This window comes from Acinetobacter lwoffii (assembly GCF_024129115.1).
GTDB classification, from domain to species: Bacteria; Pseudomonadota; Gammaproteobacteria; order Pseudomonadales; family Moraxellaceae; genus Acinetobacter; species Acinetobacter lwoffii_T.
In genome coordinates, this window is the sequence record NZ_JAMXXO010000005.1 from 131969 (window position 1) to 154330 (window position 22362).

Annotated in this window: 20 protein-coding genes; 14 read left to right on the forward strand and 6 right to left on the reverse strand. The window is 42.1% G+C overall.

Annotation, left to right across the window (positions count from 1 at the left end):
- Positions 1 to 273: 273 nt before the first annotated feature.
- From gltB to NI470_RS06670, 8 genes are all read left to right on the forward strand, one after another.
- Positions 274 to 4749 carry a glutamate synthase large subunit gene (gene gltB, locus NI470_RS06635; protein ID WP_253147972.1) on the forward strand — a complete coding sequence of 1492 codons (4476 nt, stop codon included), beginning with the start codon at positions 274 to 276 and terminating at the stop codon, positions 4747 to 4749.
- A 72-nt stretch (positions 4750 to 4821) separates the two neighbouring features.
- Positions 4822 to 6243 (forward strand): glutamate synthase subunit beta, encoded by a 1422-nt coding sequence (locus NI470_RS06640; RefSeq protein WP_243474105.1) that lies wholly within the window; start codon positions 4822 to 4824, stop codon positions 6241 to 6243.
- 185 nt (positions 6244 to 6428) lie between these two features.
- A complete protein-coding gene (locus NI470_RS06645; protein WP_005108521.1) occupies positions 6429 to 7019 on the forward strand; it encodes a LemA family protein in 591 nt (196 codons plus the stop codon).
- Between the two features lie 29 nt (positions 7020 to 7048).
- Complete coding sequence (locus tag NI470_RS06650; protein ID WP_253147971.1) at positions 7049 to 8092, forward strand: TPM domain-containing protein; 1044 nt, start codon at positions 7049 to 7051, stop codon at positions 8090 to 8092.
- Positions 8086 to 8646, forward strand: a complete 561-nt coding sequence (locus tag NI470_RS06655; RefSeq protein ID WP_253147970.1) for a TPM domain-containing protein — start codon at positions 8086 to 8088, stop codon at positions 8644 to 8646. Before NI470_RS06650 ends, NI470_RS06655 begins: the two co-directional genes overlap by 7 nt.
- A 211-nt stretch (positions 8647 to 8857) precedes the next feature.
- A complete protein-coding gene (locus tag NI470_RS06660; protein WP_253147969.1) occupies positions 8858 to 9298 on the forward strand; it encodes a pilin in 441 nt (146 codons plus the stop codon).
- Positions 9299 to 9318: 20 nt separating this feature from the next.
- On the forward strand, positions 9319 to 10653 hold the full coding sequence (locus NI470_RS06665) for an O-antigen ligase family protein (protein ID WP_253147968.1): 1335 nt from the start codon (positions 9319 to 9321) through the stop codon (positions 10651 to 10653).
- Positions 10654 to 10739: 86 nt separating this feature from the next.
- Complete coding sequence (locus NI470_RS06670; protein WP_253147967.1) at positions 10740 to 12374, forward strand: PglL family O-oligosaccharyltransferase; 1635 nt, start codon at positions 10740 to 10742, stop codon at positions 12372 to 12374.
- 49 nt (positions 12375 to 12423) lie between these two features.
- Here NI470_RS06670 and bfr read toward each other — a convergent pair whose 3' ends face one another.
- Positions 12424 to 12888 carry a heteropolymeric bacterioferritin subunit Bfr gene (gene bfr / locus NI470_RS06675; RefSeq protein ID WP_005265547.1) on the reverse strand — a complete coding sequence of 155 codons (465 nt, stop codon included), beginning with the start codon at positions 12886 to 12888 and terminating at the stop codon, positions 12424 to 12426.
- Positions 12889 to 13119: 231 nt separating this feature from the next.
- Here bfr and NI470_RS06680 point away from each other — a divergent pair, with 231 nt between their 5' ends.
- Complete coding sequence (locus tag NI470_RS06680; protein WP_253147966.1) at positions 13120 to 14181, forward strand: RNA-guided endonuclease InsQ/TnpB family protein; 1062 nt, start codon at positions 13120 to 13122, stop codon at positions 14179 to 14181.
- A gap of 162 nt (positions 14182 to 14343) precedes the next feature.
- On the opposite strand, the gene NI470_RS06685 is transcribed toward NI470_RS06680, so the two are convergent.
- The 5 genes from NI470_RS06685 to gmk form a co-directional block, all read right to left on the reverse strand.
- Positions 14344 to 14538 carry a bacterioferritin-associated ferredoxin gene (locus NI470_RS06685; protein WP_004644972.1) on the reverse strand — a complete coding sequence of 65 codons (195 nt, stop codon included), beginning with the start codon at positions 14536 to 14538 and terminating at the stop codon, positions 14344 to 14346.
- A gap of 220 nt (positions 14539 to 14758) precedes the next feature.
- Entirely contained in the window at positions 14759 to 15142 is a 384-nt protein-coding gene (locus NI470_RS06690) for a RidA family protein (protein ID WP_004644973.1), read from the reverse strand.
- A 75-nt stretch (positions 15143 to 15217) separates the two neighbouring features.
- Positions 15218 to 17323, reverse strand: a complete 2106-nt coding sequence (locus NI470_RS06695; RefSeq protein ID WP_253147965.1) for a RelA/SpoT family protein — start codon at positions 17321 to 17323, stop codon at positions 15218 to 15220.
- Positions 17324 to 17537: 214 nt separating this feature from the next.
- On the reverse strand, positions 17538 to 17819 hold the full coding sequence (gene rpoZ, locus NI470_RS06700; protein WP_004281186.1) for a DNA-directed RNA polymerase subunit omega: 282 nt from the start codon (positions 17817 to 17819) through the stop codon (positions 17538 to 17540).
- Between the two features lie 76 nt (positions 17820 to 17895).
- Entirely contained in the window at positions 17896 to 18519 is a 624-nt protein-coding gene (gmk, locus tag NI470_RS06705) for a guanylate kinase (RefSeq protein WP_253147964.1), read from the reverse strand.
- Between the two features lie 133 nt (positions 18520 to 18652).
- Between gmk and ispH the strand changes: the two genes are divergently transcribed.
- The 5 genes from ispH to NI470_RS06730 all read left to right on the forward strand — a co-directional run bounded on the left by ispH (position 18653) and on the right by NI470_RS06730 (position 22353).
- Entirely contained in the window at positions 18653 to 19603 is a 951-nt protein-coding gene (ispH, locus tag NI470_RS06710) for a 4-hydroxy-3-methylbut-2-enyl diphosphate reductase (RefSeq protein WP_253147963.1), read from the forward strand.
- A gap of 164 nt (positions 19604 to 19767) precedes the next feature.
- Positions 19768 to 20214: a pilus assembly FimT family protein gene (locus NI470_RS06715; RefSeq protein ID WP_253147962.1), complete on the forward strand. Its 447-nt coding sequence runs from the start codon at positions 19768 to 19770 to the stop codon at positions 20212 to 20214.
- Positions 20215 to 20234: 20 nt separating this feature from the next.
- Positions 20235 to 20714 carry a type IV pilus modification protein PilV gene (pilV, locus tag NI470_RS06720; protein ID WP_005249800.1) on the forward strand — a complete coding sequence of 160 codons (480 nt, stop codon included), beginning with the start codon at positions 20235 to 20237 and terminating at the stop codon, positions 20712 to 20714.
- Positions 20714 to 21583 carry a prepilin-type N-terminal cleavage/methylation domain-containing protein gene (locus NI470_RS06725; RefSeq protein WP_253147961.1) on the forward strand — a complete coding sequence of 290 codons (870 nt, stop codon included), beginning with the start codon at positions 20714 to 20716 and terminating at the stop codon, positions 21581 to 21583. Before pilV ends, NI470_RS06725 begins: the two co-directional genes overlap by 1 nt.
- A complete protein-coding gene (locus tag NI470_RS06730; protein ID WP_253147960.1) occupies positions 21580 to 22353 on the forward strand; it encodes a hypothetical protein in 774 nt (257 codons plus the stop codon). Before NI470_RS06725 ends, NI470_RS06730 begins: the two co-directional genes overlap by 4 nt.
- The last annotated feature ends 9 nt before the right edge of the window (positions 22354 to 22362 follow it).

The following is a 22362-nucleotide window of genomic DNA, read 5'->3' on the forward strand; positions in this document are numbered from 1 at the left end:
AATTGAATTAATCTCCCTGTTTTAGCGCGAAAAATGATTCGATGACACTGTATGAATGTCATATTTATTCCAGATTTTTATGTTATTCATGAGTAGAATAAACTTTATTTGTTATGCATTTAGTCTAAAAAAAGACTAGTCTGAAGAAATAAAGAAAAATGCTTTTGCTCTACCAAGACGGTCTTCGAAAGTCCATTAGACGCCAGCGCAGAGAAAAATTTAGATTGTTTAATAGCCTGTTGAGGCTTAGTGAAAGAAGGGTACGCTATGCACATGCCATCGCCTAATAATGTAGCTCCCGCTCAAGGTTTATACCAACCGGATGAGTTTAAAGATAACTGTGGTTTTGGTTTGATCGCCCATATGCAGGGTGATGCTAGCCATGATCTCGTCAAGACCGCGATTCATAGTTTGAGTTGTATGACCCATCGTGGTGGTATTGCCGCAGATGGCAAGACTGGAGATGGTTGTGGTTTGCTCTTGGCAATGCCAAAAAAATTCTTCCGTGAAGAAGCAAAACGCTTAAGTGATACCACCTTGAGTGAAGTCTTTGCTGTGGGTTCGGTGTTTCTAAATCTTGATCCTGCGCTTGCTGCTCATGCCAAACAGGTTTTAAACAAAGAGATTGAAGCTGAAGGTTTAATCGTTTTGGCTTGGCGTGTAATTCCGACCAATGTCGATGCCCTGGGTGAAATTGCATTGCAATCGATGCCGGCATTTGAACAGATTATTGTTAACTGTCCAATGGGTGTGACTGAGGTTGAATTTAACCGTAAGTTATTCTTGGCACGCCGTCGTGCAGAGCAGCTGTTAAGCAATGATACGTCTTTCTACGTCACTACTTTATGTTCAACGGTCATCAGCTATAAAGGCTTGATGATGCCGGAAGCGATTGCAGATTTTTATACAGATCTGGCTGATCCACGTTTGGAATCACATATTGTGGTCTTCCATCAGCGCTTCTCGACCAATACTTTGCCACGCTGGCCGTTGGCACAGCCGTTCCGTTATCTGGCGCACAATGGTGAAATTAATACCATTACTGCAAACCGTAACTGGGCCATGGCGCGTGTACCAAAATTTGAAAATCCATTATTGCCGGGTTTAACTGAACTGAATCCAATTGTGAACCGTACCGGTTCAGATTCTTCAAGCCTGGACAACATGCTGGAGATTCTGGTCGGTGGCGGCATGGATCTGTTCCGTGCACTCCGTATGTTGGTTCCGCCTGCCTGGCAGAACGTGGAAACACTTGATGCTGATCTTCGAGCTTTCTACGAATTCAACTCAAAACACATGGAAGCCTGGGATGGTCCTGCAGGTCTGGTGATTCAGGATGGTCGCCATGCGATCTGTATGCTGGATCGCAACGGTCTGCGTCCTGCGCGTTGGGTCATCACTAAAAATGGTTATATCACGCTGGCTTCTGAAATTGGCGTGTGGGGTTATCAACCTGAAGATGTCATTTCTAAAGGTCGGGTAGGTCCAGGTCAAATGCTGGTCATCGATACGCAAACCGGCAAGGTACTGGATACGCAAGATGTCAATAATCATCTGAAACGTATGCGTCCATACCGTGAATGGTTACGTGAAAATTCTGTACGTTTGCAAGGTAGTCCAGAGCTGGAAGAATATTTATGTGATCAAGGCTTAAAAGGCGATGGCCTGAAAGCGGCACAAAAAATGTTCATGGTGACCTTTGAAGAGCGTGACCAGTTGTTACGTCCGATTGCTGAAAGCGGTCAGGAAGCTGTAGGCTCAATGGGTGATGATACCCCAATGGCAGTATTGTCTCGTCAGGTGCGCCATGTGTCGGATTATTTCCGCCAGCAGTTTGCACAGGTGACCAATCCGCCGATCGATCCGCTACGTGAATCGATTGTGATGTCACTGGAAACCTGTTTGGGTCGTGAACAAAATGTATTTGAACAAGGACCTGAGCATGCTGATCGTCTGATCATTTCCAGTCCTGTGCTATCTAATTCGAAAATGCATCAGATCCGTACCTTGGGTCGTGCCGGTTATGAAATTGCAGATATCGACCTGAACTATGCTGAAACCGAAGGTCTGGAAGCGGCAATTGCGCGTATCTGTGAAGAATCTGCACAGGCGATTCGTGATGGTAAAACCTTGCTGGTGCTTTCAGATAAGAAAGTCCGTGAAGGTTACTTGCCAGCCAATGCTTTCATGATCACCGGTGCGGTGCATCATCACTTGATCAATACTGGTTTGCGTACTGATGCCAACTTGATTATTGAAACTGGCTTTGCTCGTGATCCACATCAGTTTGCAGTTCTACTTGGTTTTGGTGCGACAGCCATCTACCCGTACCTGGCTTATGACGTGATCAATGATCTGGTCGCCAAAGGTGAATTATTGGGTGATCCAATCTATGCGCAAAACAATTTCCGTAAGGGGATTGAGAAAGGTCTGCTGAAAGTTCTTTCGAAAATGGGTATTTCTACGGTTGCCTCTTACCGTGGTGGTCAGTTGTTTGAAGCAGTGGGTTTATCTAATGAAGTGGTGGATAAATGCTTCATCGGTGTACCAAGCCGTATTCAGGGTGCCACTTTTGTCGATCTTGAAAATGATCAGAAACAGTTGGCGGATATTGCCTGGAAAAACCGTAAGCCAATCGATCAGGGCGGTCTGCTGAAGTTTGTCTTTGGCAAGGAATATCATGCCTTTAACCCGGATGTAATCAACTCGCTGCATAAAGCCGTACGTTCTGGGAACTACGCAGATTTTAAAGAATATGCAGAACTGGTGAATAAGCGTCCAATTGCGACGATTCGTGACCTATTTAAACTGAAAACAGACAATTCGATTCCAGTTGAACAAGTGGAATCTGTGGAAGAGATCCTGCCTCGCTTTGACTCTGCCGGCATGTCTTTGGGCGCACTGTCACCTGAAGCACATGAAGCGATTGCGATTGCCATGAACACGATTGGTGGTCGCTCGAACTCAGGTGAGGGCGGTGAAGATCCAGCGCGTTACGGTACTATCCGCAACTCGAAAATCAAACAAATTGCATCGGGCCGTTTTGGTGTGACGCCTGCTTACTTAACATCTGCAGAAGTTCTTCAAATTAAAGTCGCGCAAGGTGCAAAACCAGGTGAAGGTGGTCAGTTGCCGGGTGGTAAAGTGAATGGTCTCATTGCCCGTTTACGTTACTCTGTACCGGGCGTTACCCTGATTTCGCCACCTCCGCATCACGACATCTATTCAATTGAAGATTTATCACAGTTGATCTTTGATTTAAAACAGGTTAACCCACAGGCGATGGTGTCAGTTAAGCTGGTTTCTGAACCGGGTGTCGGTACGATTGCGGCGGGTGTAGCGAAAGCGTATGCCGATTTCATTACCATTTCTGGTTATGATGGCGGTACAGCGGCTTCTCCACTTTCTTCAATTCATCATGCAGGTTCACCGTGGGAACTGGGTCTTTCTGAAGCGCATCAGGCCCTTCGTGTCAATGACCTGCGTGGTAAAGTTCGCGTACAGACAGATGGCGGTTTAAAAACCGGTCTGGATGTCGTAAAAGCAGCAATTCTCGGTGCTGAAAGCTTCGGCTTTGGTTCAACCCCAATGATTGCCTTAGGTTGTAAATACTTGCGTATCTGCCACTTGAATAACTGTGCAACCGGTGTTGCGACTCAACAAGATCATTTACGTCAAGAGCATTATATTGGCGAGCCACAAATGCTGATCAACTTCTTCACCTTTATTGCTGAAGAAACCCGTGAATGGCTGGCAGCACTCGGTGTATCAAGTCTGAAAGACCTGATTGGCCGTACGGATCTGCTGGAAGTCTTGCCAGGTGAAACTGCAAAGCATGCACATCTTGATTTAAGTAAATTACTGGAATCACATCCTGCTGCAGAAGGTAAAGCACAGTACTGCGAAGTACAGGGCAATGCACCATTTGATAAAGGGATTCTGGCTGAAAAAATGGTGGATGAGATTCTACCTGCCATCGAAGCAGGAACTGGCGGCGAATATAGCTTCACAATCGGTAACTGTGACCGTTCGATTGGTGCCCGTCTGTCTGGTGAAATTGCGAAACGCTATGGCAACCTGAGCATGGAAGCCCATCCGGTGAAAGTTCACCTGAATGGTACTGCAGGCCAGTCACTAGGTGTCTGGAATGCCGGTGGTCTGCATATCAGCCTAGAAGGCGATGCCAATGATTATGTCGGTAAAGGCATGGCTGGCGGTCGTATCTCGATCTTCCCACCGAAAGGTTCGCCATTCCAGACCCAAAATACCGCGATTATTGGGAACACCTGTTTGTACGGTGCGACTGGCGGTAAGTTATATGCAGCGGGTACAGCGGGCGAGCGTTTCGCGGTGCGTAACTCGGGTGCATTTGCCGTGATTGAAGGCGCAGGTGATCACTGCTGTGAATATATGACCGGTGGTATTGTGACAGTGCTGGGTAAAGTTGGACATAACTTCGGTGCGGGTATGACTGGTGGTTTTGCTTATGTGCTTGATCTGGATAATGACTTCGTTGATCATTATAACCACGAGCTGATTGAGCTGAACCGTATTTCCACCGAAGCGATGGAGGAGCATAAAGCCTTCTTGGGTCGTATTCTCGATGAACATATTAAAGAAACAGGTAGTGCTTGGGCGTACAAGATCCGCCACGAGTTTGACTTCTACAGCCGTAAGTTCTGGTTGGTAAAACCAAAAGCAGCCAACTTGCAGACGCTGTTGAAAACAACTCAAGCTGATCCACAATAATTCCACTACTGCAGAAACATAGGCAGATGTAAGGCAACTGTGAACCCCTTACATCTCCCCACGGAGAGAGACATGGCAGAACGCCTGAATAATGACTTTCAATTCCTGGATGTCGCACGCCAAGACCCAGAGAAAAAAGAGATTGATGTCCGCAAAGCAGAATTTGTGGAAATTTATAAGCCTTATACAGCGGAAATTGCAGCCAATCAGACGCATCGCTGCCTAGGCTGTGGTAACCCGTACTGTGAGTGGAAATGTCCGGTACATAACTACATTCCAAACTGGTTAAAACTGGTGTCTGAAGGACGTCTGTTTCAGGCGGCTGAACTGTGTCATCAGACCAATACTTTACCGGAAGTCTGTGGCCGTGTCTGTCCGCAAGACCGTCTGTGTGAAGGGGCGTGTACCCTGAACGACGGTTTTGGTGCGGTGACGATCGGGAATGCAGAAAAATATATCAACGATACAGCTTTTGCTTTGGGCTGGCGTCCAGATATGTCCAATGTGCAATGGACCAATAAAAAAGTCGCGATTATCGGGGCAGGTCCTGCAGGACTTGGCTGTGCGGATATTTTGGTGCGTAACGGGGTAAAACCTGTGGTCTTTGATAAACGTCCAGAAATTGGGGGGTTGCTGACTTTCGGTATTCCAGAATTCAAGATGGAAAAAGATGTGATGAAACGCCGCCGTGAAATTTTCACCGGTATGGGGGTGGAATTCCGTCTGAATACTGAGATTGGTACAGATGTGACCATCGACCAGTTACTTGCAGATTATGATGCGGTATTCATGGGCATGGGCACCTATACTTATATGAAAGGTGGTTTTGCCGGTGAAGAGCTGGACGGTGTCCATGATGCGCTGGATTTCCTGATTGCCAATGTCAACCGTTGCCAAGGCTGGGAAAAAGATCCGGCTGAATATATTAGCGTGGAAGGTAAAAAGGTCATCGTTTTAGGCGGTGGTGATACGGCCATGGACTGTAACCGTACTTCGATCCGTCAAGGTGCTGAATCGGTAGTTTGTGCTTACCGTCGTGATGAAGAAAATATGCCCGGTTCACGCCGTGAAGTGCAAAATGCGCGTGAAGAAGGGGTGAGTTTCCAGTTCAACCGTCAGCCGATCGAAATTGTTGGTGAAAATGGTAAAGTGACCGGTGTGAAATTTATTACTACTCAGCTGGGTGAGCCGGACAGCCGCGGTCGCCGGAGTCCAGAGCCGATTCCGGGTTCAGAAGAAATTCTGCCGGCGGATGCAGTCCTGCTTGCTTTTGGTTTCCGTACCAGCCCAGCAGACTGGTTCACCGATGTAGAAATCAATCTGGATGGTTCAGGTCGTGTCGTTGCCGCTGAGCAGCAACAATACAAATTCCAGACTTCAAATCCAAAAATCTTTGCTGGTGGTGATATGGTTCGTGGTTCTGATCTGGTGGTAACCGCAATCTGGGAAGGCCGTCAGGCAGCTGAAGGTATCCTGGATTACCTTGATGTCTAACCGTTAAAGATCAATAGTCATCATTCAAAACAACCCGCCACGGCGGGTTTTTTAATCTTCGATGAATTTGAGCCCTAAAATGGAAAGCATTAAAAATATTATAAAAAGTAACAAAACTTCAGAAAATAGTGTTTAAAATCAAATTAATTATATAAATATCAATAAAGAATTGAGGACGAGACATCATGCGTGTATTTAAACAATCTCTCATAGCTTTGATGCTGGCTAGTACCTTGACCCTGAGTGGCTGTGGCTATAATACCTTGCAAGTCAAAGATGAAGCAGTAACGGCAGCCTGGTCGGAAGTCCAGAACCAGTATCAGCGCCGTGCCGATCTGGTACCTAATCTGGTCAATGTAGTCAAAGGCTATGCCTCGCATGAAGAGCAGGTTTTAACTGAAGTGACACAAGCACGTGCCAATGTTGCCGGTTTGAAAGTAGATCGTGAAGTGCTGGAAGATCCTGAATTATTCCAGCGTTATCAGGAAGCACAGGCGCAGATGACCAGTGCCTTGTCTCGTCTTTTGGCTGTGACTGAAAATTATCCCGATCTGAAAGCCAATCAGCAATTCCGTGATTTACAGGTACAGCTAGAAGGGACTGAAAATCGGATAGCAGTGGCACGTAACCGTTATATTACGACAGTACAGGACTTCAACTCTTATGCGCGTCAGTTCCCGCAAGTCATGACCGCCAAAGTGATTGGCATGGACACCAAACCGAACTTTAGTGCCGAGCAAAGTGCCCAGAAAGCGCCAACGGTTTCCTTTGAATAAGTAAGATCTGTAAATAAGCGAGAGATCAGATGTCCGAGATGCTGCTGAAATATTGTGCTGGTTTGCTCCTCATGCTAGGCATGGGAATAACCACGCTTGTTTCAGCAGAAACGGCCACGGCTACAGATACTGAAGAAGTCATTGTAGCCCGTGAAATCTTACAGCCTAAAAATAATCAAAATACTCCAGCCCAAAATACAGAAACTGCAGCAGTCTCACAGCCACAAATTGCCAATGACATGGCTGAAGGGCAGCTTCAGCGCGACTTACCCAGCCTGAATGAACCGGTCATTGATCAGGCAAATTTACTTAGTCCCGCTGAAAAACAGCAACTCACTCAGCGCATTCTAAAACTTTATAATGAAGGCAAAGGGCAAATAGGTGTCGTGATTGTTCCGACCACGGGGCAGGAAGATATTTTTGATTACTCCATGCGCGTAGCAGAAGTCTGGCAACTGGGTTCAGCCAAACGCGACAATGGTTTGTTGATGACCATTGCCATTAATGATCGCCGTATTCAAATCTTGACCGGTTATGGTCTGGAGGGTGTACTACCCGACATAGTGGCAGGTCGAATTATTCATGACAAAATTACGCCATTTTTTAAGCAAGGTCAGTATGCGCAGGGCATTGATTCCGGACTAACCGAAATTGAAAGAATTTTAAATTTAGATCCTGAAATTGCAGCACAGGCCGCGGATGAAATCAAAGAACGTCAGGAACAAGCCTATCAGGCACAAAAAGCATCGCAAGCCACTTTTGGAAGCGTTATCTTTATTATTATTGCAGGTGTGATTGGCTCCATGATCTTTGGTAAACGTCTGAGCGCAGCAACTGCAGCGGTGGCAGGTACAGCGGCAGGATTGGTGAATGGCTTAGGCTTGGTTGCTAGCCTAATGATTGGCGCAGGTATTTTCTTTTTATTGGTCACCTCTATTGCCCAGCTGATTTTACATGCCTTTTTAGCTGGTGGCGGCCGGGGCGGTGGTAGTGGCCGTGGTGGATTTGGTGGCGGCGGCTTCGGCGGTGGCGGTGGCGGTTTTGGCGGGGGAGGAGCATCAGGCTCATGGTAACAACTACAGATACGACAGAGATTGTCACGCAACCTAAGCTGGAAGAACATGCACAGCCGAGTTTTAAGCGCTGGCTAAAGCATTTCTTTTATATGCCGGCAACCAAGCGTTTTTTCTCCAAGCAGGATCAGCATGCGATTGCAGTGGCGGTAGAAGAAGCTGAGCATGGGCATGTGGGGGAGATTCAGGTGGTGATTGAAGGCTGTCTACCTTCACGATCTGCCTATTATCAGGATACGCTTTGTCGAGCTCGCCAGTTGTTTGCTGAAATTGGCGTTTGGGATACCGAATATAATAGTGGTGTACTGCTCTATTTGAATCTGTGCGAGCACAAGGTGGAAATTGTGATTGATCGGGGAATTAAAAATGCCACGACTCAGCAAGTTTGGGATGAAATCTGCCAAAACATTATTCAGCATTTAGTTCAGCAGAAGTTTAAAGAAGGGGTAATTGAGGGCGTAAAGCAGATAGGACAGGTTCTAGACCAGTACTACGATCATAAAATAGATGACTTGAAAAATGAGTTAGGGAATAAACCAATAATTCTAGGGTAATTTTAGTCAACTAACTGACAGTTTTTGTCAGTTAGTTACACAAAATAAAATACAAAAGTTACAAAAATAAAAATATTTTTTTAAAGTGCTGTTTTTTCTTTCAATTTTATTATAATAAAACTTGGCACACTTAGTGCTAAATATAAAATTAAGCTAAATGAGCTTTTTCTTTAGGCTTATGCATAAACAAAAAACATTTGTGGAGAATGTTATGAATACAGTACAAAAGGGTTTTACCCTTATTGAATTAATGATTGTAGTTGCGATTATCGGTATTTTGGCTGCAATTGCGATTCCGGCGTATCAAAATTATATTGCTAAATCACAAGTAACTCGTGTTTTAGCTGAAATTTCGCCAATGAAAACAGCTATTGAAACAAATTTATTAAATGGAGTTGATGAAACTACAGCAACAAATTTAGGTTACACTGACTCTACATTGTTAAGTGCTGCTCCTACTGTAGCTTCTTCTGCCAGTGCTGGTACTGCAAGTATTACTGCTACCCTTGGTAACAAAGCAGCTGCAGCTACATCAGGTGCAAAAGTAATTTTATCTCGTGCTGCTACAGGTGCTTGGACTTGTAAAATTACTAAATCTACTAATGATGGTTGGAAGGATTCATTTTCTCCTACCGGTTGCACAGTATCTTAATTCTATAATTAGAGAGGCTTATGCCTCTCTTCCATTTTATGTATATCATTTTACTGGTTATATTAGCAATTTACCTACTTGGTTATCATGTAGGTTGGAGTATTTTTCAATATGATGAATTAAGATTAATTAGTTTACTAATTTCAGCTCTCTGTTTTATGCTTATATTGTTTAGACTAAATACTACTTTTAGATATAAATCGATTTTTGTTTTTATATTATTATTTTTAGGTTTAATTTTTCACTTTAATAAATTTAGTATATATCAGCATCAAGATTTAGCTATGCTTATTGGTCTAACTATTATTATATTATGGGTAACTCTGGAGATTAGGAAATATAAAAGCATCCAGCCTTTTAATCACTTTCTCTTTTTTTTGATTATTTGCTCTATTATACCTACTATATTTATAATATTTTCTATAAAAGACTTTCTTTCTGGTGGTATTTGGTATAATTGGCAAATGAATGCTGGTAATATTAGGATTTATGATAGTGTCGTTGTTCCGATTATTTTTTTGGCAATTTACTTAAAAAGTATAAATTATAAATATATTTCTTTTATTTATCCATTAATTGTGTTTTTACTCACTTTAGGTTTATGGTTTGATGGTGCCAGAGCTGCACTGCTTAGTGTTTTGATAGGTTTGATTGTAATTTTTATTCTTTCCAAACAGCATCGAAAACTGGTCTTGGGCACAGGGGCAGTTATTTTATTCTCTTTCGCTGTGTGTCATTTCACTTATTATTTTTACAATAAAATACATGGGGTTGATAAATCTTTAAATGTTATCCGAACCAGTACTTCTGGTCGTTGGGAACTCTGGAGTTATGTATATCAAAAGTGGGTTGAACAACCATGGAAAGGGGTCGGTGGAAATTTTTTAGCAACAACCAATTATCCTTTAAATCACTTACATAATTTTTATTTAAAATTAATTTTTGAGTGGGGAATTTTAGGTTATATTTTCCTTTGCTGGATTTCTTATCAGTTAAAAAAAGTGCTCACTTCAAATGATGTGCATATTTCACTTAAGGCGGGTATTTGCGCTATAGCTGTTGATGCTTTTTTTTCTGGGAACTTAGTGTATCCAGCCTCGCAAATAAGTATTGTCTTATTGTTGGGGTTGGCTTTTTCACAGTACAAGTCTAACTTTGAAGTCACTACAAAAACTAAATATTTCTCTAAAATGGTAATACTACTGTGGTTTAGTCTTTATACTTATATTTTAGGGAATTATTTTTTACAAGACTTGCTTTGTTTCCAATGTGGTAGTCATGCTGAGCTAATGGCGCCAGGTTTTTGGTATTATGGAAAAGCTGAACATTTAATTCATCACTCTTTTATCCCCTAGAATTTAAACTAAGTTTCTAAAAGCAGATTACCCTTTAATCTGCTTTTTGTTTATCATTTGCTAAACCTTCACTGCCTGACATTTCCATGAAATTCACGCTCGCCCTCATCGCAGCAATCCTGATCTCCCTCGCGTGGCTCATGCCCATTCACTACCGCCCTTGGGTCACATATACTGGTGAACTGTATGCCTTCTTTGCATTATTTGCGCTCGCTGCAATCTGCTTAAAAGAAAAACTAAAAGTCCCAGCTATTAGCTTACCTTTATTACTACTTGCCTGTATACCATTTATACATTTACTGGCAGGGCAGGTGTTCTTTTTTAGTATCGCCATGATGGGCTTCATTTTTGTCTTTAGCTTTTGGCTGGCAAGTGTATTGGGTTATCACCTTTCAACCGGAAACTATAATCGGGAAGAAACCTTTACCCACCTTAGCTATGTGTTTTTAGCTTCAGGAACGATTACAGGCCTTATTGCACTGTGTCAGTGGTCTAATTTGGACGCGACTTTGCCAGGTATGGTGAATATCAGCGGTAATCAGCGGCCCTATGCTAATTTCGCTCAGCCAAATAATATGGCAACTTTTCTCGTCATGGCATTGATGAGCTGCCTTTACCTCTATGAAAAGAAAAAAATCCAGACCAAGTGGCTATTTGTATGTGCTGTAGTGATTGTAATCGGGGTTGCTTTAAGTCAGTCACGTACCGCTTGGGTAGCTGCGATCACGATCATGTTGTATTTAGCTTTCTATCAATATAAAGGCATTATCCGCCTGAAATGGTATTGCAGCACCGCCTGGTTCATTTTCTTTATTGCATGTATTGTCACTTTTCCATTACTCAGTCAGCTCGCTGCACAGGCAATGGATACGGACGTAGTTCAAAGCCGGGATGTAGTGGCACGTGCAACTGGAGATATGTCACGACTAGCCATCTGGCAGCAAATGCTGACCGCAATTCAGGCACAACCTTGGTTTGGCTATGGCTGGTATCAGACCAGTGTCGCTTTTGTCTCGATTAGCGATACCGTGCAAGGCCCGGTCTGGATTCGTAGTGCACATAATTTTATTCTGGACTTTTTACTCTGGAATGGACTGATCATCGGTCTGCCATTTCTGGCCTACTTTGGTTATTTGGGCTATCAGTTGCAAAGATGGGTCAATACGCCTGAGTCTGTCATTGGAATTTTGATGGTTGGAGCATTTGTCACACATGCCATGTTTGAGTTTCCACAGCATTATGCCTATTTTCTGCTACCAGTCGGTTTTATTCTGGGTACGGTTCTGGCACAAAATCTAAAAATTAAAACAGTGGTTATGCCATTAATCGGTATGAAATTCATTTTTGCTGTTGGGTTACTTTTATTGATTGTAATTTATCACGACTATGATGTTGCGGTGCCAAAACTTGGACAAAGTATTCGTTATGAAAAGCAACCTGAAAAAATCACCAATGAAAAACCAATTTATCTGTTAACCGAGTTTAATCATCGCATTGCCTGGATTCGTCTGAATCCTTATAGCAAAGCGTCTGCTGAACAGATTCATGAAAGTGAACAAATGGTCTTGAGTTATCCGACTAAATATAACCTGATCAAATATGCCAAACTTTTAGCTTTTAATGGATATGAGGCGGAAGCCAAGCACCAGCTGCAACGCTTAAAGACTATTCAGAAAACTGAAATGAGTTATGAAGAACTAATGCAGCATGTACCTCGTTAAATACAAAAAAGCCAGCAGATGCTGGCTTTTTCTTGGCTTAACTTTAAGTTTAGAGCTGACTTTGAATATAGTTTTCGATACCAATACTTTCGATCAGATCAATCTGCGTTGTCGTCCAGTCTAGATAATTTTCTTCTTTCTCTAGAATTTCCTGAACCAGATCACGTGTTACATAATCCATTTGGGTTTCAGCCAGCGCGACTGCTTTCTGGATGACTTCAATATTTTCTTTAACTTTACGCACATCACAATGCAGTACTTCTTGAGTATGCTGACCGATATACAGTTTGCCCAGATTCTGTAAATTTGGCAGACCTTCCAAAAATAAAATACGTTCAATAATTTTATCGGCATGTTTCATTTGAACAATGGATTCTTTATATTCTGCCGAGCCCAGTTTCTCAATGCCCCAGTCATTAAACATGCGCGAATGCAGGAAATACTGGTTAATGGCAGTTAAGTGGTGATACAACACCTGATTGAGCTGATTAATCACATCACGATTGCCTTTCATCGCATAACTCCATTTGGACCTGTTTTATCTTTCTAAGAAAGCGCTCTAATTCTGATAGTAAAGCAAGTCAGGGGCAAATGGCGAGTAATTTATCAAATCAAACGTAAAACCTCGTCTTCAAGGCAGGGTTATAAATAAGTGACCTAAGCCATACGACATGAAATGTCGTTTCAAGTTAACATTTTTAACTTTGGATATTCTATTCGTTATTTTCATTGATAAAATAATCGCATGAAAACACTTAAATTACGCATTAAAGATAAACATTCCAAGATATTAGAGCAATTAGCATCTGAAGTGAATTTCGTCTGGAATTATGTCAATGATTTAAGCTTTAAACACCTTAAAAGAAAAGGTGAATTTCTCAGTGCTTACGATATTGCTAAATATACGAAAGGTACATCTAGGCTTTGTGGGTTGCATAGTCAAACCATTCAAGCTGTTACCGAAGAATTAGTCATACGCAGAAAGCAATTCAAGAAGACCAAACTAAGATGGCGGGTCAGTCATAAGAAATCAGCCAGAAGATCACTAGGTTGGATACCCTTCAAGAAAGTAGCAATCAAGTATGCTAATGGCCATATCCAGTATGGCAAGCATCAGTTTAAAATATGGGATAGCTATGGACTGTCAAATTACAGTATCAAGACTGGTTCATTTGTCGAGGATGCGCGTGGCCGTTGGTATGTCTGCTTAGTTGTGAATAGCCCTGAAATTGAGAAATCGACTGCGACTAATTTGATTGGAATTGATCTGGGCTTAAAGGATATAGCCACTTGTTCGGATGGTACAATAATTTCAAATCCCAAGTTCTACCGTCAATATGAACAGAAATTAGGGATTGCTCAACGAGCGAAAAATAGAAAACGTGTCCGTGCATTACACGCCAAGATTGCAAACTGTCGTAAAGACCATTTGCACAAAGCAAGTACGATGCTTATAAAGAAAAATGCACTAATTGTTGTAGGCGATCTGAGTGCGAAAAAACTGGTGAAAACCAAGATGGCGAAGTCTGTTCTGGATACCGGATTTTCAGCATTCAAGACCATACTCAAGTATAAATGCGAGAACGCAGGAGTATGGTTTGAAGAAGTTAGTGAAAGTTTCACAACCCAAATGTGTTCGTGCTGTGGTGAGGTCACTGCAAGCAGTCCGAAAGGTAGAACAGATTTGCGAATAAGAGTATGGGAATGTGAAAACTGTTCAAGTGTTCTGGATCGGGACTTGAATAGTGCTAAGAACATACTTGCGCTTGGGCATAAGCGTCTCGCAGGAGGAATCAGCTCTATTTAAAGAGGTGAGGATGTCAAGGAACAGCAAATGAAAATCGACATCGAATCCATTCAGACTCAGATGAATGGCAATAAAAACCCGCCAGAGTCAAAGGCGGGGGAGGAGTAATGACCAAAGATCATTGTTTTTTCATTATGCTTATAGGGAGAAATCTTTTTAAATTTATGCTGCAACTGCTAGCCGTGCTGCAATTTGTGAAACCTCATCACTGATGATCATGCGGGCTTCTGGTGCACAGCGACCACAGCAAGTTCCCAAGTCCAACATATCGCGGACATCACGATAACTTTCAGCGCCATTTGCAATAGCATCTTTAATGTCTTGATCTGTAATGCCGCGGCATAGACAAACGTACATAGGACACAACCACAGTGATTAAATAAGATAAGTAATATTATTGATAATTGTTATCGTTTGTCAATAAAAATCATTTGAAATAGCTTTTATCATGATTGATGATTTAGATAAAAAATCACCACCTGAGCGGAAATCCAAGTACTGCTCGGATTTCCACACAAAAGCGATTCATGATTTAGAATGAGATATTGCAGGGTGGGGATTGAGTAATTTTTATAACTTATTGATTAATTATGACAATGCCATCCATTTCAACCAAGGCATCTTTAGGCAGGCTGGCCACACCTAAAGCGGCACGTGCTGGATAGGGCTGGGCAAAATACTCACCCATAATTTGATTGACCAGTTGAAAGTGAGATAAGTCGGTCAGGAAAATATTCAGTTTGGCAATATCTGCCAAAGAGCCACCAGCGGCTTCACAGACTGCTTTTAAGTTATCAAACACCCGGCGAATTTGAGCTTCAATGCCTTCAACCAGTTCCATACTATAAGGATCCAGGCCAATTTGACCTGATAGATATAAGGTATCACCCACTAAAATGGCTTGCGAATAAGTGCCAATCGCAGCAGGGGCATTTTCAGTATGGATTACTTGGCGGGACATTAATTTCTCCTTTTATCATCGACATACATCATATTCGATCAATTCGGCCGATCAAAGCACTATCGTTTTAAATGATTAACTCGCTTTAGAGGCTTCACTGAAAACGACGGGCTGTGCCAGACGGATAATTCGCGGGAAACCGAAATACATGCGTAAATCCCGGATAATCTGTGCAATCTGTTTACGGTTATGCACCACGATATTGACGTAAGTTTTGTCATCCTGAGTGCGCACCATTTCCACCCCGGAATGCGCTTTACGACATTGGTAAATCAGGTCGGAAATCTGCTCGTCATTCATGTCCAGGTCAATGCTGAGATAGGCAGTAAAGCTGATATCTTCCAGATCATCAGAGGTCCACTGCAACAACATGATATTTTCTGGATGCTGATGCTGTTCATGCAGCAGGTTATGGCAGCGCGCACGATGCACAATCAGACCGCGACGGGTCAAATGCCCCTGAATTGGATCACCCAGCACAGGATTGCAGCAATGTGCATATTTGACATCGACACCTTCCGTTCCCTGAATCAGACGGTCTGAGCTGGCAATATTCTGATGCTGATCTTGGGCAAATAAATGGTTGGCCACCAGTTGCGGTAATAAATCACCGACTGCAATCTGTTCAAACAGCTGCTCTTTACTGGAAACATGGCGCCATTCTAAGAGGTTTTTCCAGTCTGCTTCCGTCAGATCGCGAATGGAACGATGGAATAGTTTCAAGGCACGATTGAGTGCCTGTTGTCCGACCAGACGCTGTTCGTCTGGATCTTGATCACGCAGAATATTCTGAATAGCACGACGAGCTTTCTGGGTATTAATAAAACTGAGCCAATCTGGGTTCGGAGTGGCGAGGACATCAGTAATGATTTCGACTACCTGACCACTGACTAAAGGCGTTGAAAGCGGCTTAGTTTCATTGTTAATTTTTGCACCCACCGCATGGTTGCCTAGGAATAAACTCGCGGCATAGGCAAAGTCAACCGCCGTGGCGCCTTGTGGCAATTCATGTAAATGGCCGTGCGGGGTATAGACCCAGATTTTTTCTTGGTGCAGATAGTCCAGTAATTCACTAAAAGTCGTTTTGGCGCACTCACCATCGACTAGGACATTCAGGTTTTGCATCGAGGCCTGAATCGCAGAACGACAGGCCTGCGGGGCACTTTCACCGAGCACGACACCAAAACGTGCTGCTTTACGCATCAGTTCGGTTTGAATGGTCAAAGACAAAGTGGTCTTTTCGCCTTTCAGGCGCATCATCAGGGACTGGTTACCACCCGGTAATGGACGACGGATATGATCTTCATAACTCTGAATTTTAAAACTTTGCGTCAGAATTTCTGCCAGTCGGTCACAGTCCGCGATACTCTGTAAAATAATTTCAAAAGCATGGCTGTGAGTCAATTCTTGTAGATCGATGTCATTTTTAACGAAGTGGCGCAGTAGCTCAATATTGTTATTTTTCTTCTTAATCCGGCCTTGAATGGCATTCTGTTGCAGCAGTTCAGTTAGGTTCTTTTCCCATTTGGCCTGATATTCACAGCGTTTTGGCTTGGTTTCCAGCAGGGCAGCCTGCACATTGTTATACATATCCAGATCTAGATTCTGATAACAAAGATGTTCCAGGTTATCGGCCATTTCGTTCATACCGACAATACGTGCCATTGGAACAAAAATTTCAAAGGTTTCGCGGGCAATACGCGCGCGTTTGTCGGGACGCAGTGCGTCCAAAGTGGTCATGTTGTGATAACGGTCGGCCAGTTTCACGATAATGACACGTGGATCTTGTAGAGTCGCTTGCAGGATTTTCCGGAAAGAAGCCGCTTTATTATATTCTTTATCGCTGGAATGACTCAGTTTGGTGACACCATCGACCAGTTCAGCGACGGTAAAACCAAAAATCTTGCTAATATCGTCTTTGTTGAACTCAGTATCTTCAATCACATCATGCAGCAGGGCAGCCATTAAAGTTTCAGTGTCCAAACGCATATGCGCCAAGATACAGCTGACCGCAATCGGATGCAGAATATAGGGTTCACCACTTTTACGCACAATCCCGTCATGCGCCATATCTGCATAATCACAGGCCGCAAGCACACGTTCGACATCGCTTTCACTTAAATACGCATCGATAATGAGCTCTAACTGCTGCTTGGCTTGACTGACCTGTGGGCCTGGCATAAAACACCTTTTCAACTGAATTTTTTACAAATAAAACCTGAAAGCATTTTAGAAATGTGAATTTCCTAGTTTGATGGTTTTTGGCTGCTAGCGAGCAGAAAACCAATACAAACTTGATAGCTAACCCTTATGTTATAACCGTTCTGGCATAAATATAAAAGTCACATAACAAAAAAAGCCTAGTTTAGAACTAGGCTTTTTGAGTGACGATCTCTTATTGGAAAGAAAAACCGTCTAAGTTTAGATTATTTGCAGAAAGTGCAAGATCCAAGCTGGATGTTTGATAGTCTTGATCACGTTGTTTCAAAATGTCTTTTGATACATGACCTGAAGCGATTTCACGTAAAGCAACAACAGTCGGTTTGTCATTGTCCCATTCTACAGTTGGTTCAATACCTTGACGTGCCAATTGACGCGCGCGCTTGCTTGCCACTAGTACAAGCTCAAAGCGGTTGTCTACATGGTCTAAACAATCTTCAACGGTGACGCGTGCCATAAGAATTCTCGTTTGAATAATAAATTTTAACAGACTGCACAGTATAAAAGGCTTTGTCTATAGACTCAAGTTTTAATCACTGCCCAGTCGGCGTAATCAGTTTCTGAATCAGTTTTTCATGACGGTTGGCTTGCTGGCTAAGCACCAGACGATTGGCGATAATCACCGCTTCAAGGTCATGCAGCGCCTTATTAAAGTCGTCATTAATAATGATATAGTCAAAGTTACTATATTGCTGCATATCTTCTACCGCGCAGCTTAGACGATGTTCAATCACATCCACAGCATCAGTACCACGGTTAGACAGGCGTTCACGCAAGTCGAACTGGCTTGGTGGCAAGATAAAAATTTGTTTAGATTCAGGAAAAAGTCGACGAACCTGTTGCGCACCTTGCCAGTCAATTTCCAGTAGCACATCATGGCCTTTGGCCAGTTGCTCTTTGACTGTGGCTTGTGCGGTCCCGTAGTAATTACCAAATACTTCGGCGTATTCGATAAAACCACCTTCATTGACCAGATTTAAAAAATCTTCTTTATTGGAGAAATGATAGTGCACGCCATCGAGTTCGCCAGGTCGTTGACCGCGTGTAGTGTGTGACACAGAAACGTGAAGATTGTTGACACGCTCAAGTAGGGCTTTAACAAGGGATGTTTTGCCTGTTCCAGACGCTGCAGAAACGACAAACAAGAGACCCGACATGATATTTTTCCTGATATGATAAAATATCTTCTCTATTTTAGAGTAGAGCGGCTTTAAACTAAATAGTTGTCAGTCGATTGTTTACATTTATTTCAATTGAACCGCTAAAAATGGTGTGAGTATTGAGGATTCTATGGAAATTGTTTTAGCCAACCCACGTGGTTTTTGTGCTGGTGTAGATCGTGCCATTGCGATCGTGAATCGTGCCTTAGAATGTTTCAATCCACCGATCTATGTGCGTCATGAAGTCGTGCATAACAAATTTGTTGTAGATGACTTACGCCAACGCGGGGCAATTTTTGTTGATGAACTGGACGAAGTTCCTGATGATAATATTGTGATTTTTAGCGCACATGGCGTTTCTAAAGCAGTCCAGCAAGAGGCTGAACGCCGTGGTCTGAAAGTTTTTGATGCCACTTGTCCCTTGGTGACCAAGGTGCATATTGAAGTGACCAAATATGCTCGTGAAGGGGTTGAGGCGATCTTGATTGGCCATGAAGGCCATCCCGAAGTTGAAGGCACCATGGGGCAATATGATAAAAAAAATGGTGGTGAGATTTATCTGGTTGAAGATGAAGAAGATGTCGCTGCTTTAACGGTACGCAATCCTGATAAAGTCGCTTTTGTCACGCAAACCACTTTATCAATTGACGATACAGCGAAAGTGATTGATGCTCTTCGCCAGAAATTTCCGCTGATTCAAGGTCCACGTAAAGATGATATTTGCTATGCCACGCAGAACCGTCAGGATGCAGTGCGTGACTTAGCTGAACGTTGTGATGTTGTTCTAGTTGTGGGTTCACCAAATTCATCCAATTCAAATCGTTTGCGTGAGCTTGCGGAACGTATGGGTAAGGCGGCTTATCTGGTCGATAATGCCGATGAACTTAAACAGGAATGGTTTAAAGAAAATGCTCAGATTGGAGTCACAGCAGGTGCTTCTGCACCGGAAATTTTAATTAAACAGGTGATTCAGCGTTTGCAGGACTGGGGTGCTCAGGCACCACGTGAGCTGGATGGGCGTGAAGAGAATATCACCTTTAGTTTGCCGAAAGAGTTACGTATTTCGGTAACTCAAGTCTGAAGTGTTAAGTATTTAACATTCTGAATTTTTTTTAAAATTGACAGATAATTGGATTTTGGCAATTATCTGTTTTTTTATACCTTTTATCTGTTGTGTGTAGTTTTTGTAATTTCAATAAGTAATAGTTTAAATGGGTCAAGCTTAGACCTAGGGGGAGAGAAAGTATGCGCAAAATTCAGGGGTTTACCTTAATTGAGTTAATGGTGACGATTGCGGTGTTGGGAATTATTGCGACGATGGCTGCTCCTTCATTTCAATCTTTAATTCAAAACAATGAATTAAAGGAAGGGGTGGATAAGATTCTTTTTTCTTTAAATGATGCAAAAAATAATGCACGTTTGACTCGACAGGTTTCTGTATTGAAATTAGATAGTTCCTATAGTGTTCCAGCAACTGCAAAAATTTTCGATTTAAGTACTGGATTAGGAACAAATTTAGAATTGCAAAACAATAATGTAAAAGCAATTTATTTTTTAGCGAATGGGCAGGTTCAAACTGAAAATGCAGGGTACCCAGTTTGTATAAGTGTAAAGCACAGTAAAAGTTTAAAAATTGAATCTATAACTATAACCCAGTTGGGATTGATTACTAGAGCTTTGAAAACATGCTAATGAGAAAATAAGAGAAAAATATGAAATATCAGAAAGGTGTCGGTTTGATGGAAGTCATAGTCGCAATGCTCTTATTGGGAGTTGCTGTTTTAGGTTTTGCATTGTTACAGTACAAATCTTTGGGGATGGGAGAGCAGGCTTTACGTAAAATAGAGGCAGTTAATATTGCTCGAAACTTAAGTGAGCGTATGTATTTTAATAGGTCAGGTACGTATAAAGGTGTGAGTTCGACAGACACAACCAAGTGCTTAAATGCGTATTGTACTGCGAATGATTTTGCACTCAAAGATATTGCAGATGTAACTCAACTGGCAAAAAACAAGAATATGACTATAGCCATACTTTCCTGTCCAGATACAAAAAATTTGAGAAATTGTATATATGTAGCATGGGATGAAACCAAAGCATCTCAAAGTAATAGTGATGCTGCAGCCTGTACCGAAGCAGATAAATTTAAATATAAGTCAGGTGCCCGTTGTGTTGTAGTGGAGGCATTCTAATGAAAATCAAAATTAAGGGGTTTACCCTTGTTGAGTTAATGGTTGCTTTAGCGCTTGGATTGATTATTGTTGCTGCTGCTATACAGCTTTTAATTAGTGGGCAGTCTACGCTTTCATATCAAAAAGCAATGGAAAATGTGCAAGATAATGCAAATTTTGGCATGAACTATATTACAGCTGATATTCGTCAGACCAATTTAGATTTGGGTGGGCGAATAATGAAAAATAGTAAATTATCTGGTTTGATTGTTAAAAAAGAGAATTACCCTTCAGCAATGACAACTACTGATTTAGCATTAAGTTCTACATCAACTGGAGATAGTTTAGCCAATATAAAAAGTGACATTTTAGTGATTCAGTATAAACCAGCACAGCTTAATGGTTTTGATTGTGAAGGTAAGAAAGTTACTTCAGCAACAACGGTGGTTGTACAAAAATATTTTATTCGAAAAGATGAAAAAAGCAAAAACGATTATGTTCTCGCTTGTGCGGCAGGGCATTATGACTCTAGTGCAGTAACCCCTACCTTGACTGATTTAACCAGTAGTAGTACAGGTCAGGTTGTTTTACAGCGAGTAGACCAATTTAAAGTGCTTGTTGGTGTTGTGAATGCTTCAAACCAAATGAGTTACCTCACTCTAAAACAATTTACAGATGCTGCAACTACTATTAGGCCGGTTACGTTACAACTAGGTGTGCTTATACGCTCTGTTGATAATTCGGGTGGAAATACTGTTATTCCCGCATCTTATACCTTATTAAATAACTCTTATACAGTAAGTAATCCTACAGGCGTTACTGGAAAATTTTTAAGAGTTCCTTTGGAGCAAACTGTTGCCATGCGTAATGCAATAGGAGATGCGCAATGAGTTTAAAGACAAACACGCAGATGGGCTCAACGTTGATCGTAGTGCTGTTTATACTGATTGTAATCACCATCATTGGTGCAATGGCAGTAAAGGCAGGATGGTTTGGACTTAAAGTGGCAACCAATGGTCAGGCGATTCAAATTTTAAATCAGAATACTGATGCAGTTTTTATTCCTATTGAAGATAAAACAAAAATTGAAACCTATTTATTAGGTACAAATTTATTCGGTTATCCCAAAATGGATGCGAATCGAAATAAAGAGCTGGTTTTTTGCTACAAAGGTTCGGAGAAGGATTTCTTTGCATTACGAAGAGCAGGAATAGCCTATATTGATAACTCCTCGAAATTACAAACATCAAATTTGGGAACGCTTGATAGTTTTTGTAAATATGAGGATGGCTTCTTTAGCAGTGGCCGTTCTGCTGCTTTGACGCAGATTTCAGTGCGTGTTGGTACGTCTACTATTAAGCCTGTGTTGCCTTTTAGTGGTGTGCCAGAAGGTACTGATGCTGAAGGAGCAAAAATTGATGAGCCAAAAACACTCGTGGTGACTGCGATCTCAGTTATGCCTGTTTTAAGTAGTGCTTCTGCGAAAGAGATAAATGCATGTTTAAAAAGAGCGAGTTATATCGATCCAAGCATTACAGGTATTAGTACCGAGGACAAAGTCACTGTATCTGAGTGTTTGCATAAGTTAAATGTACCGTTTACTACTCAGATTTCTGAATATAGTTTGGGGCAATTTTTAAAAAAATCAGGTTCGACCTGAGGTTAGGAT

What these genes read in the sequence shown, in the direction of transcription:
- NI470_RS06690 (WP_004644973.1), bottom strand. Translation starts at nt 15,142, where the DNA reads ATGTCCCGCCAAGTAATCCATACTGAAAATGCCCCTGCTGCGATTGGC.
- NI470_RS06640 (WP_243474105.1), top strand. Translation starts at nt 4,822, where the DNA reads ATGGCAGAACGCCTGAATAATGACTTTCAATTCCTGGATGTCGCACGC.
- gmk (WP_253147964.1), bottom strand. Translation starts at nt 18,519, where the DNA reads ATGTCGGGTCTCTTGTTTGTCGTTTCTGCAGCGTCTGGAACAGGCAAA.
- NI470_RS06685 (WP_004644972.1), bottom strand. Translation starts at nt 14,538, where the DNA reads ATGTACGTTTGTCTATGCCGCGGCATTACAGATCAAGACATTAAAGAT.
- NI470_RS06730 (WP_253147960.1), top strand. Translation starts at nt 21,580, where the DNA reads ATGAGTTTAAAGACAAACACGCAGATGGGCTCAACGTTGATCGTAGTG.
- NI470_RS06645 (WP_005108521.1), top strand. Translation starts at nt 6,429, where the DNA reads ATGCGTGTATTTAAACAATCTCTCATAGCTTTGATGCTGGCTAGTACC.
- NI470_RS06650 (WP_253147971.1), top strand. Translation starts at nt 7,049, where the DNA reads ATGTCCGAGATGCTGCTGAAATATTGTGCTGGTTTGCTCCTCATGCTA.
- rpoZ (WP_004281186.1), bottom strand. Translation starts at nt 17,819, where the DNA reads ATGGCACGCGTCACCGTTGAAGATTGTTTAGACCATGTAGACAACCGC.
- NI470_RS06660 (WP_253147969.1), top strand. Translation starts at nt 8,858, where the DNA reads ATGAATACAGTACAAAAGGGTTTTACCCTTATTGAATTAATGATTGTA.
- NI470_RS06655 (WP_253147970.1), top strand. Translation starts at nt 8,086, where the DNA reads ATGGTAACAACTACAGATACGACAGAGATTGTCACGCAACCTAAGCTG.
- ispH (WP_253147963.1), top strand. Translation starts at nt 18,653, where the DNA reads ATGGAAATTGTTTTAGCCAACCCACGTGGTTTTTGTGCTGGTGTAGAT.
- bfr (WP_005265547.1), bottom strand. Translation starts at nt 12,888, where the DNA reads ATGAAAGGCAATCGTGATGTGATTAATCAGCTCAATCAGGTGTTGTAT.
- NI470_RS06670 (WP_253147967.1), top strand. Translation starts at nt 10,740, where the DNA reads ATGAAATTCACGCTCGCCCTCATCGCAGCAATCCTGATCTCCCTCGCG.
- NI470_RS06695 (WP_253147965.1), bottom strand. Translation starts at nt 17,323, where the DNA reads ATGCCAGGCCCACAGGTCAGTCAAGCCAAGCAGCAGTTAGAGCTCATT.
- NI470_RS06715 (WP_253147962.1), top strand. Translation starts at nt 19,768, where the DNA reads ATGCGCAAAATTCAGGGGTTTACCTTAATTGAGTTAATGGTGACGATT.
- NI470_RS06725 (WP_253147961.1), top strand. Translation starts at nt 20,714, where the DNA reads ATGAAAATCAAAATTAAGGGGTTTACCCTTGTTGAGTTAATGGTTGCT.
- NI470_RS06665 (WP_253147968.1), top strand. Translation starts at nt 9,319, where the DNA reads ATGCCTCTCTTCCATTTTATGTATATCATTTTACTGGTTATATTAGCA.
- gltB (WP_253147972.1), top strand. Translation starts at nt 274, where the DNA reads ATGCCATCGCCTAATAATGTAGCTCCCGCTCAAGGTTTATACCAACCG.
- pilV (WP_005249800.1), top strand. Translation starts at nt 20,235, where the DNA reads ATGAAATATCAGAAAGGTGTCGGTTTGATGGAAGTCATAGTCGCAATG.
- NI470_RS06680 (WP_253147966.1), top strand. Translation starts at nt 13,120, where the DNA reads ATGAAAACACTTAAATTACGCATTAAAGATAAACATTCCAAGATATTA.